Origin of the sequence: Gillisella terrae (assembly GCF_004801395.1) — a bacterium.
In the GTDB taxonomy this organism is placed as follows: Bacteria; Pseudomonadota; Alphaproteobacteria; order Rhizobiales; family Rhizobiaceae; genus Allorhizobium; species Allorhizobium terrae.
In genome coordinates, this window is sequence record NZ_SSOA01000018.1 from 1 (window position 1) to 12,478 (window position 12,478).

Annotated in this window: 9 protein-coding genes; 3 read left to right on the plus strand and 6 right to left on the minus strand. The window is 55.4% G+C overall.

What is annotated here, in order from left to right; all coding sequences use genetic code 11:
- Nucleotides 1-367 precede the first annotated feature (367 nt).
- Nucleotides 368-490 (minus strand): hypothetical protein, encoded by a 123-nt coding sequence (locus tag E6C51_RS20235; protein WP_269141834.1) that lies wholly within the window; start codon nucleotides 488-490, stop codon nucleotides 368-370.
- Between the two features lie 259 nt (nucleotides 491-749).
- Here E6C51_RS20235 and E6C51_RS19435 point away from each other — a divergent pair, with 259 nt between their 5' ends.
- Nucleotides 750-986: an Lrp/AsnC ligand binding domain-containing protein gene (locus E6C51_RS19435; RefSeq protein WP_146936796.1), complete on the plus strand. Its 237-nt coding sequence runs from the start codon at nucleotides 750-752 to the stop codon at nucleotides 984-986.
- Nucleotides 987-1,165: 179 nt separating this feature from the next.
- Here E6C51_RS19435 and E6C51_RS19440 read toward each other — a convergent pair whose 3' ends face one another.
- Nucleotides 1,166-4,090 carry an aminotransferase gene (locus tag E6C51_RS19440; RefSeq protein ID WP_190237224.1) on the minus strand — a complete coding sequence of 975 codons (2,925 nt, stop codon included), beginning with the start codon at nucleotides 4,088-4,090 and terminating at the stop codon, nucleotides 1,166-1,168.
- A 302-nt stretch (nucleotides 4,091-4,392) separates the two neighbouring features.
- On the minus strand, nucleotides 4,393-5,277 hold the full coding sequence (gene purU / locus E6C51_RS19445) for a formyltetrahydrofolate deformylase (protein WP_146936800.1): 885 nt from the start codon (nucleotides 5,275-5,277) through the stop codon (nucleotides 4,393-4,395).
- A 415-nt stretch (nucleotides 5,278-5,692) separates the two neighbouring features.
- On the opposite strand from purU, the gene E6C51_RS19450 reads away from it, so the two are divergent.
- On the plus strand, nucleotides 5,693-6,769 hold the full coding sequence (locus tag E6C51_RS19450) for a glycoside hydrolase family 5 protein (protein WP_230987486.1): 1,077 nt from the start codon (nucleotides 5,693-5,695) through the stop codon (nucleotides 6,767-6,769).
- Here the strand turns inward: E6C51_RS19450 and E6C51_RS19455 are convergent.
- A complete protein-coding gene (locus tag E6C51_RS19455) occupies nucleotides 6,717-7,976 on the minus strand; it encodes a UDP-phosphate alpha N-acetylglucosaminyltransferase (protein ID WP_190237226.1) in 1,260 nt (419 codons plus the stop codon). The genes E6C51_RS19450 and E6C51_RS19455 overlap by 53 nt on opposite strands.
- Nucleotides 7,976-10,225: a GumC family protein gene (locus tag E6C51_RS19460; protein ID WP_190237227.1), complete on the minus strand. Its 2,250-nt coding sequence runs from the start codon at nucleotides 10,223-10,225 to the stop codon at nucleotides 7,976-7,978. The genes E6C51_RS19455 and E6C51_RS19460 overlap by 1 nt, the downstream gene beginning before the upstream one ends.
- A gap of 241 nt (nucleotides 10,226-10,466) precedes the next feature.
- Between E6C51_RS19460 and E6C51_RS19465 the strand changes: the two genes are divergently transcribed.
- Nucleotides 10,467-11,657, plus strand: a complete 1,191-nt coding sequence (locus E6C51_RS19465; protein ID WP_190237228.1) for a glycosyltransferase family 4 protein — start codon at nucleotides 10,467-10,469, stop codon at nucleotides 11,655-11,657.
- On the opposite strand, the gene E6C51_RS19470 is transcribed toward E6C51_RS19465, so the two are convergent.
- Nucleotides 11,603-12,478 carry a glycosyltransferase family 2 protein gene (locus E6C51_RS19470; RefSeq protein ID WP_190237229.1) on the minus strand — a complete coding sequence of 292 codons (876 nt, stop codon included), beginning with the start codon at nucleotides 12,476-12,478 and terminating at the stop codon, nucleotides 11,603-11,605. The two genes, E6C51_RS19465 and E6C51_RS19470, sit on opposite strands and share 55 nt — an antisense overlap.

The window sequence follows — 12,478 nt, forward strand, 5'->3', positions numbered from 1 at the left end:
TTCGCTGCCCGTGGATCCTCTATATCCCCAAAACACTCGATAAACCGTTCCATCCGTGATCCTCTCCATAACGGGTGGATCATCTCAAGAATCCAAAAGTGGGCTGCTGGCAACAACAATATCGCGCCAAACATGCAGCTCCATATGCGATTCGCCTGCTCCTTGTGGGGGAGATGCCCGGCACGGCAGAGGGGGTGAGCTATACGGTAAAACCTATGCGTCGTGTACTGTGCTGCCGGGATGTTGGTCTTATACAACCCCTGGCTCAGAAAATCTGTGTGCAACCCGTAAAAATTCGAAGGGTGGATCGACTATTAGTGTATAATTTATTAATATACGAACACCGCAGTTCGGCGACATGATGTCGCTAAGCGGTAACGGCGCTGGTGACCATGATGGTTTCGGTGCCGTTTTTATTGTGATCGCCGATTTTGGGGCCGGATGTTGGCCGCATCAAATCCATTTTTTCGGCAGGTCGCAATCCTTGCATGGCAGGTCATCAAAATTCATGATAATGGGTGTCGGCGTGCACAGCCTTTGCGTTTTGCATGGACTGTCTATTGCAACCCTGTTCGTTTTACCCAATGCACCCGGGACGCGCTACAGCGCCTCTCACCACCTACTGCATATTTCCTTAAATCCACTCCGATTTAAGGAAATATGCAGTGAAATTTAAAATCTGCTGCACAGTTTCTTCCGTCGATTGAGAGTGAAGGAATAGCGCAATTGAAATCACCAGGAATGATCTTATGAAGCCGATTTTTGTTCAGTTGCAATGTGTTCCCGGCAAGACCTATGAGGTCGCCGACGCAATTTACAAGGCCGAGATCGTCTCTGAACTTTATTCAACCTCCGGCGAATATGACCTGTTGATCAAGGTCTATATCGAAGAGGGGCAGGATATTGGCAAATTCGTCAACCAGTATATTTCATCTGTTCCCGGGGTTGTGCGCTCACTGACCACCATGACGTTTACGGCGTTCTAGAGTCTGTCAGGTTCAAATTGAACCAGACAGACTCTAGATTCCCTTGTTTTCGTTTGTCTATTCGGGAAAACTGGATTCCACTTTTCCCTGACAAACTCTAAGAAGTCGGAACCGGTTTTCAGATAAATCTGCTGCTCTTGCTGGTGCCGATCCAATCTGATCGGCACCATGATGCGGTGTTACCATCCTTCTGATAGGACTTTGTCGAGCATGGCGACAAAGAAGTTGGCGCTTTCATAATCAAGGCACAGTGGCGGCTTGATTTTCAACACATTCAAATGGTCGCCGGTTGGTTGCATGATAATGCCGAGGCTCTGCAACCGCTCACAAATGGCGGCGGTTTCGTGCGTGGCAGGCTCGCGGCTCTCGCGATCGCGCACGAATTCCAGGCCGAGATAAAGCCCCATGCCGTGCACAATTCCGACCAAGGGATGCTGGTTGGCAAGATCCTCAAGTTTCTCCTTCAGAAAGTCGCCGACCTCGCGGGCATTCTGCACCAGATTTTCATCGCGCATAATGTCCAGCACTGTCATGCCGATAGCGCAGCTGACGGGGCTGCCGCCCGCTGACGCAAAGAAATAGCCATCTTGCTCAAAGGCTTCGGCCACAGCCCGGCTGGTGATAACGGCCCCCAATGGCTGGCCATTGCCCATGCCTTTGGCAATGGTGATAATGTCCGGCACCACGCCCTGTTCTTCGAAGCCCCAGAAATAATGGCCCAAGCGGCCATAGCCCACCTGTACCTCATCGGCAATGCACAGACCGCCGCGCGCGCGGATCATGGGGTAGACGGCTTGCAGGTATCCGGGCGGCAGCAATATGCCGCCGGCATTGCCAAACACGCTCTCGGCAATGAAACCGGCAAGCCCTTCGCCACGCTCATCCATGGCCATGAGCGCGCGTTCGACAGCAGCCACATAGGCACTCGTGCTCTCTGGTCCTCGAAATTCACCGCGATAGCTGTTGGGCGCGGTCACAGGATGCACCCATGAGGGCCGCGTTTCCAGCGCGCGAGGATTGTCCGCAAGCGAGGTGGACACGGCATCGCTGGCCACCGTCCAGCCGTGATAGGCTTCCAGCAGGCTGGCAATATTGCGCTTGCCGCTGGCGGCCCAGGCGAGCCGGATGGCCAGATCAACCGCCTCGGAGCCGCTGTTGACCAGAAAAACGGTATCCAGCCCCTCGGGCGCAAGGCTTGCGAGTTGCTCGGAGAAATCAGCAACGGCTTGATAGTGAAAACGCGAATTGGTGTTTAAAAGCGACCATTGTCTTTTGGCAGCCATGGCAAGCCGGGGGTGGCCGTGGCCCACGGTTGCGACATTGTTGACCATGTCCAGATAGGCCCGGCCCGTTGTGTCAAACAGGTGCTCGCGGTAGCCGCGCTCGATCTGGGGCGGATGGGCATAATAGTGCTTTTGCGGGCTGGCAAAATGCCGATGACGGCGCTTGAGGGCAAGGTCTGGTTGCACCGGAGGTGCATCAAGATCAACGCCAAACAACGCAGCCGGTGAGGGGCAGATCCGCTGCCAGGCAAAGGCATGATCAGGCCGCGCAAACAGGGGCGGCATCAGATCAAGATCACGGCAGAGTTGCAGCCGCAGGCCGCCGACGGAGCCCTCTGCCCCCGCAATGCGGCCCAGTTCCTCTCCGGCCTTCAGCTCCGCACCATCATCGAGCTGGCATTCCAGCCCGTGGATATGCAAGGCGAGGTCCGCTCCAATCAGAACGAAGTGCTGGTTCGTGCGCTTCAAGACGCAATCAAAGGGCACGACGGCCTTTGTGGCGGCAGGCAGGCAGGCATCAATATGCAGCGGGAAATTGGCCGGCGGGCGCGGCGACAGCAGGCGGGTGTACGATAGCCGATGTTCCCCATAGCGGGTCGAGGCCGAGCCGGTATCGCTTGCCGCCTTTGCCAGCAATTTCCAGTCAATCTGCGGATCGGCCCAACTGTCCTCTTCCAGATCAGGGCTTGTGATGGACAGGTCGGTCAGATTGATGGAGTCGGGGTCGATGTCGGGCAGAAGTCTTGCCAAAACAGGATGTTCCTCGGGCCATTGATGGCCAAGAGCAGACAGGATCGCCACTTCCATGACGGAAAAAGGAACGGATGTCGCGAGGGTGAAAATCTCGCGCTCATGCTCCAGATTGTTGGAAATATACTCATTGTCAGGATCGATTTGCAGTTGCTGTTCGCTGCTGGCGACCAGCACACCGGCGCGGGCCACCACCAGCGGCCAGAGCGCTTTGATTTCGGCCTCGTTGAGCGGATAAAGCGCATGGAAAGCCTGTATGGCGGGGAGGATTGCAAAGACGTTTCCATCGGTATGATGCAGCAGGGATGAACAGGTTACAGCCAGATCGCCCACCAGCCAGCCGGAAATCAGATCGCCGAAATCAATCACGCCATTGGGAACAAGGCACCCTCTGGCATCCAGTTCTCCAACAATGTTGTCGTCAGTCAGATCATGGTGCACGGCTTGAACGCGCAAATCATCGAGAATCGGATTGATATGCCGCATGGCTAAAACCATGGCTTTGGCCACGTCATCACGGCGTTTCTGCTCGTTGACTGACGACAGAAGATGCAAGGCAACGGGGCCTGCGCGGCGCAAATCCCATTGCAGATCACGCTCCAGACCGGCATGGTCGAAATCGGCCAGCGCAAGCGCCACCTGGGCCGATAAAGTGCCAATCGCATGCATGGTTGTGGGGGAGAAATAGGTCTTGCTGCTGAGAGGCAATCCATCGAGATAGGTCAGCAGGCGGACGTTATAGCGCTCATCGCCCAAGGTGACGTGAAGAACTTCTTCGCCGTTGAGTGCATAAACCGGCTGGGGTATCTGCCAAGGCTGTTCTGCTTTGGCAAGATGGCGCATCGCGGCATTTTGGGCTTCCAGTTCCTGCGTCGCATATTCGACACGCGCGATTTTCAATACAAAGCGGCCGTTTTCTGTTTCAATGCGGAAATTGCGATCCTGTTGACTGCCCAGTTCCCTGAGGGGGCCTTCAAGGCCATAATGTTCTTTGAGCAAAGCGGCGGCATCATCTATTGTTACCACGGGACGCGCAAGTTCGGTGCGTTGAAACAAAACGGTATTCGGCATCAGAGCGGCCTCCACACTGGCTACTTTGCTGGCGTTTGTCCGGCAACAGCGCTGCCCACTTTTTGGCAGCACTTTTCCCGACAAACGCGAGATCAATTTCACGAGAGAGTATCAGAGTGAGAGCAGGCGTCTACAGCGCCAAACACCGAATCTAGGGCGCATGGTCGCTGTAGCACTTTAAAACTGCTGCATAATTCTGTCTCAAGCCGATATCGTCCCATCCCACCATACCCCATGATGGGTATTGAAATAGCATCAGCAATAAGCGTCTGAATTGTGGCCGTGTTCAAGTTATTGTTTTATTAGCCCATTCTTTCTGACGCATAAGAGCCGGGGCTGGCTGGGAAAACCACTGTTCGATTGCCATTGATGAAGGTGCGGTGATGAATATGGGCGTGAATGGCGCGCGCCAGAACCTGACTTTCCACATCTCGACCGATGGAAACATAGTCTTCGGCGCTTTGCGCGTGGGTGATTCGGGCAACGTCCTGCTCGATAATCGGGCCTTCATCCAGATCGGCTGTGACGTAATGTGCTGTTGCGCCGATCAGCTTTACGCCGCGCTCATAGGCCTGCTTGTACGGATTGGCACCCTTGAAACTGGGCAGGAAAGAGTGGTGGATGTTGATGATGCGGCCTGACATGCGCTTGCAGAGGCTGTCGGACAAAACCTGCATATAGCGTGCAAGTACGATCAACTCCGTACCGCTCTGCTCCACCAGCTCCAGCAGTCTGGCCTCGGCCTCGGGCTTGTTTTCCTTGGTGACCTTGATGTGGTGGAACGGAATGTCGTGGTTGACGACGACTTTCTGGTAATCGAAATGGTTGGAGACCACGCCGACAATATCAATCGGCAAGGCACCGATTTTCCAGCGATAGAGCAAATCATTCAGGCAGTGACCAAAGCGCGACACCATCAGCAGCACTTTCATGCGCTGTGCATCATCGTAGAACTCTGTATGCATTTTATAGCGCTCGGCAATCGGGATTAAGCCCTTTTCAAGCTGTTCGCGGCCAACGCCTTCTTCCGAGATGAAGCTGATGCGCATGAAGAATTTTCCAGTGCCGAGGTCATCGAACTGCGAGCTATCGATGATATTGCAGCCATTTTCAGCCAGATAGCTGGAAAGGGCGGCAACAATGCCGCGAGATGATGTGCAGGATACGGTCAAAACATATGTCGACATCTGGTGTTTCCTCTCTCTAGCCGAGTTTTACGGCCCGTTTTTTCCTCAAGGCCCGCTTTTTCCTCAAGGATTGAGTCATGTATCTCATGACTTCCTCTGGAATGTATACATCTATATGTAAGCCTGTTTGAGCTGCAAAGCACAATGGCGTAATCTAGTCACGTACACGGTCTAACACGCTTCGTAAAACGGCGCGCAAAGCCGCAGATGAAATAATTTCGCGCCGATGATCTGTGTTTGAGCCTGTTTGATTGCAAAAATGCCGACCGTTCCTCGGGAGCAGGCGCTGTATCGTCCTCACACCGCAATTGCCTTCCAAAATTGAGAGGTAAATTTGGCGTTTTACAGCGCGGTTTGCGCGTTTTATAAAATGTTTGGCGCTGAAGCGTGCCGTGTCAAGAAGAGGGGCATGCCTATGGCGACAAACAAAAAGACAAGGCTCACGTATTCTCTTCATTGCATGATGGTGGGTGGGGCCGCACTGGCGCTGTCGGTTCTGCCCGTTCAAGCGGGGCAGGGGTGCTTTCGGGGCATTAATCTTTCCGGTGCCGAGTTTGGAAAATTGGGCGGGGTGGTCAACAAGGATTACACGTATCCCAGCGATGCAACCATCCAGTATTTTGCGGAAAAAGGGTTCACCTCGGTGCGCCTGCCCTTCAAATGGGAGAGACTTCAGGCCGACGCCATGGGCGCGCTGAATGCTGATGAGCTGAAGCTTTTGGATGATGCGGTGTCGCGCATCAAAGAGGCGGGCATGAATGTGGTGCTCGATCCGCACAATTTCGCGCAATATAAAGGCAAGTTTTTGAACACGCCCGAGGTGCCTGTTGATGTTCTGGCCGATTTTTGGGGCAAGTTAGCCAGCCACTATGCCAATGACCCGGCCATTGTTTTTGGCTTGATGAATGAGCCTTTCGATATGCCTGCAACACAATGGTTGCCAGTGGCGAACGCGGCCATTGCGGCTATCCGTAAGGCAGGTGCCAAAAACCTTGTGCTGGTGCCCGGTGTTGCATGGACAGGGGCGCACAGTTGGCAAAGTGAGCGTCCCGGTGGGGCCAATAGCGTGGTGATGCTGGGTGTCAAAGACAGCGCCAATAATTACGCTTATGAAGTGCATCAGTATTTCGATGCAGACTATTCCGGCACCAAGGCGGAATGCAGCGGTGCTGCGGGTGCCATTGCTGGCGTTGAAAATGTCACCAAATGGCTGCGCGCCAATGGCAAGCGGGGCTATCTCGGGGAGTTTGGGGCGGCAGGCGATCCGGCCTGTGTCAAGGCGATCAAAGAAATGACCGGTGTGGTGGAAGCCAATCGCGATCTCTGGGTGGGCTGGGCCTATTGGGTGGCGGGCGATTGGTGGTCGCCAAAAGAGCCATTGAACATTCAGCCCGGCCCTTCGGGCGATCGTCCACAGTTGGCGGGCTTGAAGCCCTTTCTTATGGATTTTTCGGCTTCGTCCTCGACCTGTCCGGCGCTGGATAAATTCTAGATTTTGCCAGTGCAGCCCATGCGGCGACATCGGATGTGCCGATTAAAAACCACATCAAGGCTGCCGTTTTGATGGAATAAAAAGAGTTACTGATCAGCATCAGCAGCACCAGATAGACAATCATCATACCCCGGAACACCCACGCCTTGGCGTCAAACATCGGGGACAGCACAAAGGCGGTCCACAGGCCGATAAAGCCAAAGAGGCCGAAATTGGTGAGGGTGTAGGAAATGCCCGAATCGGCGGTGAAAATATCGGTGGCCTTTGAGCCAAGCACCACCTGAAAATCGAGATGATTGAGAATGGCAGCGGTGACTTTAAGGCGGCCTGATGCATCATTGGGGCCGCCTGCCGCACCAATCATCATGCCATAGGCGGCAATACCGGCCAGCAATATGAAAGGCAGTACCAGCCAGACCGTCTTTGGAACGAAGCGGTAGACAGGCAAAAGCGCTGTGATGACGATGCAGGTGAAAAAGCCAAAACGGGCGTCTGCCAGCACAATGCCGATTGCGGCCAGCGCAATGACCAGAAAACGCCACGGCATTCCGGGCCGAAACAAGGCCCAGGCATAGATAATGACACCGAAATTACCGGCAGACACCGGCTCCAGAAACACCGATGACACACGGTGCGCCCCTAAAAAGGGCAGAAGCGTGCGGGGTTCTGGCCGAATGCCGGAGATGAACAGGCCGCGGGTCTGGCCAAAGCTGTCTTGCAGACTCACGGTGCCACGGGCAATATAATAGCCAAGCACGTTGAAATAATCGAGGTAGCTTTCCAGCGCCAGATATTCATACAGACCAAAGAACAGCACAATCAGCGCGGATGCCACCACCAGCCGATCGGCCAGGCGCACATCGCCCAGTTTGCGCCCCATGAAGTAGAAGCCAATGGGAATGAACACATCGCGCAGGGCCTTGAGATCAAGCTCGCCGCGCAGAGCAAAAATCATCAGCATATAGGTGATGAAAACGGTGAGCGTCACATAGACCCCGATCCGCCGATCGGCGGCAAGAAGAAAGGCCGAGCCCAGCATGGTCATCTCACCCAGCATCACATGGGTGTCGCTAACTGGCATGATGCGGGTGTTGACGAAGCATAAAAACAGATTGAGCACCAGACCGCCAATAATGGCAAAGGACGCAAGAGCCGATTGAAACGGGCTGGTTTGCGGCCTGTGTGCTGACGCCGTTAGGGCCGTCATCAGGCGGCCTCAAGCAGAATGCGACCCAGAATTTTATGGGCATCATCGCCAAGTCTTTTCACGCTTTGCTCGAAAGATGTCGCCACGTCGGCTTCGTGATCTGTGGTCAGCAGCAGAATGATGTCGGCCTCAGCGGCGATTGCCTGTTGGTGCAGGGCGGCCTCCGTGCCGCAGGCATTGATGATGATGAAATCGGTGAGTTGCTGCTGGTTTTTTTCGACAAACCGGGAATAGGTCGGGCGGGCGTAAGATGCGTTGGAGGTTGCGGTCGGGCGGGTTTGAACGGATTGCGTCCGCGGCAAAGACAGCCGTTCATACCGCAATGTCTGCGGCAGAGGCGCGTAGGGCGCGTCGTCACCATCCACCTGATGCAATGCCGTGATCAGGCTCGGCCTGCCTTTGCCGCTGGATGAGGTGGCGCGCATGGGTGTGCGCAAGGATTGCAGCGCGCCTGAGGCAAGCAGCACACCACGGTCACGATCAATCAGCTTTTGCACAATGTCACCGATGAAGGCGGATGCGGCCGGATGTCCGGCGGCGATGAAGGCAATGCTGATGCGCTCATAGCCTTCGCCACAATCGAGCAAAAAGCGGGTGGTGCTGGCGACTGCGTGGTCGTATGTCGGATCGTCTGGGGCAGAATGACCCACAGGGCTGGCCCTTAACATCCCCTCCATAGGCGCAATAGGAGAGACAAATCGTTTGCCCATGGCTTTGATCCAGGCCATCGGTGTGCGGCGCTTTGCTCGTACTTGCGCGCGCGCATCGGCAAGGATCGGGATATCCGAAATCGCCAGAGCAGGAACGGACGGTGTTTCATCCGCTTCTATCAGCCCTTCATCGAGAGAGGGTGCGGTGTCCGAGGCGGTGAAGGACGCGGCGGGCGGCTGGAGCGCTTCCCTCGGCAGTGCGGCTTTCGTCGGCAACGGCGTGCTGCGGGGCGACGACAGCATTTCGCGCAGGATGGCAAGGGTGCTGCCGAAGGCCAGGCCAAACAGGGTGGCCGCCACCAAAATCATGATTTTCAGCACGGTCACCGATTTCTTGACAGCAATGGCCGGGGTGATCACGCGGGAATTGTTGATGGAGATCGTCTGTTCCTGGCTCAACTCTTCGGCACGGTTGAGGAAGGCCTTGTAAATGGTGCGCACGGCATCCGCTTCGCTTTCCAGCTGCCGCAGCTTGATTTGGCGCGCGCCGCTGTCAAAACTGCTCTGCGTCAAGCTTTTCAGGCGCTCTTCCAGCGATTTGCGATTGGCCACGGCGCGGTCATAGCTGGCCTTGACCGATTGGCGCAACCGATCCAGCTCTTGCTGGATGGCGCGTTGCATGGCCGCGACCTGTGAGTTGATGGCCTTAAGCTGCGGATGGTTGGCTCCAAGACTGGTCTCGGCCTCGGCCTGTCGGTCCAGCAATTGCACATAGCGATCGCGCAACAGGCCCATGGTGCTCGATTGCACGGCCTCGGGAATGCCGCCCGCCTGAACCCCGCTGAGGGTGAGATTACGGATCTGATCGTAAACCGACTGCTGCTGCTCTTCAACACCGCGCGCTGCGATCAGCTGTTGGTTGAGGCCGGACAATTGCTGATCAATCACCAGACCGTTGCTGCCGGTGGTGGCCAATCCATTGGCTGATTTGAATGTTTCAACGGCGGTTTCAGCCTTGCGAACACGGTCGCGCAATTCGCTGGCCTGTGCCTGAAATGCACTGCTGGCGCGTCGTGCGGCGTCGGCGCGGGCTTCATCAAGCTGCTTCAGGTAAACAGTGGCCACCATATTGGCGATGTCGGCTGCCTTTTTTGGATCAGGATGGTCTACCGTGATCGACATGATCAGCGACTGGCCCTCACGCTCGACCTTGATGTGCTTGATCAGCGCCGCCATGGTGGCGTCCACAATGGCGTCTTTATCAAGAAGAGCAGACGGCTTGGGAGCCTTGAAATACGGATCCTCAGTCAAATCCAGCCGGTTGATGACTTCTGTGAGCACCGCACTGGACAACACAACATAGATCTGGCTGTCCAGACTGGCGGGATCAACCTGAGTGGCCGTGCCAGACGGGCGGCTCTCGCTTGTGCTGGCGGACAGGCCACGCGGGTCCAGCAAAATCTGCGTGGTGGATACATAGACCGGCTTCAGGGTGAGCGCATAGATCAGGGCAAGAGCGGCAAACACCACGGCACCCACAGCCAGATATTGCCAGCGCCGCCTCAAGATCCCGGGGATTTGAAAAATGTCGATATCCATTTTCATGCTCAGGACCAAAGGGTCCGCCAGTTCGTTTGTCTGTTCGAGAAAACCGATTCCCACTTTTCAGCCACGGCTCTAAAATGCCACGTTGTGGTTAACGAGATGTGATTTTGGCAAGTGTTAGTCACGTTTCTTTACTAATTTGTACATTATTAAGACGGTTTTTCAGAAGTTGCTTTACCATTCTATCAAGGCGCTCTAACCAAGTGATGGGGACATAACCAGCGGAGGTGTTCGGATGATCATCGGCGCACGTAAATCGGTTCAGGTGCCAGCCTCACCTGCGGCACCGCTGATTGTTCAGGTGGTGCGCCAATACCCGCCCGCGCAGGGTGGCCTGGAAGATGTTGTCTCCAATCTCAGCCGTGCACTGTGTGCCCGCGGGTTTCGTGTGCGTGTTATCACGCTTGATCGGGTGTTTTCCGCCCCGGCGCGTCAGCTTGCGGCATTTGAAGTGATGGATGGCGTTGAGGTTGTGCGCATTCCCTATCGCGGCAGCAGTCGCTATCCTGTTGCTTTATCGGTGTTTCGCCATCTGGCTGATGCCGATCTTGTGCATGTGCATGGGGTGGATTTCTTTTTTGATGCGCTGGCGCTTGGTCGTTTCATGCATGGCGCGCCCATGGTTGCCACCACCCATGGCGGCTTTTTTCACACCCGCAAATATGCCCGGATCAAGAAAATCTGGTTTCAAACACTGACAAGGCTGTCGGCCAGCGCCTATGCGGCCATTGCCTGTTGCAGCGCCTCTGATCTTGCCTTGTTTCGAACCATCCAGCCGGAGCATTCCGTGCTGGTGGAAAACGGTGTTGATACCGCCAAATTCGCCAATCTCGCGTCGCCAAGACCGGTCAAGCGGATGATCACTATTGGCCGTTTTTCCGAAAACAAACGGCTGGATCGTCTGCTGGAGATGATGGCGGCGCTGGTGGCGCGGGATGCGGAATGGCGACTGGATATTGCCGGATCGCCCTCTGATCTGTCCGCTACCGATGTGAATGCCCTGATCGATAAAAACGGCTTGCGCAAACATGTCAGCCTGCATGTTTCTGCCGACAACGACAGGCTCAAGCAGTTGATTTCGCAATCCTCGCTGTTTGTCTCGGCCTCTGCCTATGAAGGGTTCGGATTGGTGGCTGTTGAAGCCATGAGTGCCGGTCTCTTGCCGGTTTTGCATCAAAATGATGCCTATGCGGCGCTGGCTGCCAGGCATAAAGACATTCATCTGGCAGATTTCGCCAATCCGCAGGCCAGCGCAGATGATATCCTGTGTGCCTATGATGCGCTGTCAAACAATATCAATCTGCGGGCTGATTTGCAGGCCGCCACCCTCAGCTATTCGTGGGAGCGGGTGGCGCAGCGCTATATCGAGCTTTACCGCAAGGCTTCCGGCGAGCGTGTTGTCTCGTCGGTTTGCCAACCCCAATAACCGCGCCATATGCCGGATAACCATGCCCATTTATAGCGGGCTTCGCGGATATTCAGACGCGCCAGCGCCAGACAGGAGCCAACAAACGGGCGCATGATGCGCCAGCCGAGATAGCGAAGGGAAAAGTGATGTTTGCGTAAAAGCGCGCCAAAGCCTGCGCCATATTTCGCGGCGCGCTCGATCCGTTTTGGGTTGTCTTGGGCAACCACCTGATCATGATGAACAATAAGCTGCGGAAAATAGATGAGTTTTGCCCCCGATGCGATGGCCCGTAACAGGATATCGGCCTCTTCGCCACTCTGGAACGGTGTTTGCGCACCAACGCCAAGGCGTTCATCAAAGCCGCCAATGGAGGTGAGAAGGCTTGCTTTGATGAAAATGCCATTGGAATTGCCGCAACTGAGGAAATTGTCGCGGGTAATGGTGCATTGGTTCTCGCCGGTCGGACTGACTGACGGGCAGTTTTGTGCATCAAGCGTGCGGCCGGTGGCAATGTCCAGCAAAGGGTCAGCGGTGAAAAGCCGGTACACGGTGGACAGCGTGTCAGGCCCATACCAGCAGTCATCATCGGGAAAGGCAAGGAAATCGGTGTGGGCAGCCTGGATGCCAACATTGCGTGCTTTTGACAGACCCCGCTCTGAGCGAAGATGGCGAATGGGGAAATGGGCGCGAAACGGCTCGATCAGCGACACCAGCCGGTCATCCGTGTTTTGGTCAACCACGATCACTTCGAATTGGCGAAAACTTTGCCGCTGCAAGGAGGCAAACAAGCGCTTGAGATGGTCGTTTCGATCAACGGTGCAAACAATCAGGCTGAACAC

Coding starts and splice junctions, on each gene's coding strand:
- E6C51_RS19440 (WP_190237224.1), bottom strand. CDS start 4,090: ATGCCGAATACCGTTTTGTTTCAACGCACCGAACTTGCGCGTCCCGTG.
- E6C51_RS19460 (WP_190237227.1), bottom strand. CDS start 10,225: ATGGATATCGACATTTTTCAAATCCCCGGGATCTTGAGGCGGCGCTGG.
- E6C51_RS20235 (WP_269141834.1), bottom strand. CDS start 490: ATGCAAGGATTGCGACCTGCCGAAAAAATGGATTTGATGCGGCCAACA.
- purU (WP_146936800.1), bottom strand. CDS start 5,277: ATGTCGACATATGTTTTGACCGTATCCTGCACATCATCTCGCGGCATT.
- E6C51_RS19450 (WP_230987486.1), top strand. CDS start 5,693: ATGGCGACAAACAAAAAGACAAGGCTCACGTATTCTCTTCATTGCATG.
- E6C51_RS19455 (WP_190237226.1), bottom strand. CDS start 7,976: ATGACGGCCCTAACGGCGTCAGCACACAGGCCGCAAACCAGCCCGTTT.
- E6C51_RS19435 (WP_146936796.1), top strand. CDS start 750: ATGAAGCCGATTTTTGTTCAGTTGCAATGTGTTCCCGGCAAGACCTAT.
- E6C51_RS19465 (WP_190237228.1), top strand. CDS start 10,467: ATGATCATCGGCGCACGTAAATCGGTTCAGGTGCCAGCCTCACCTGCG.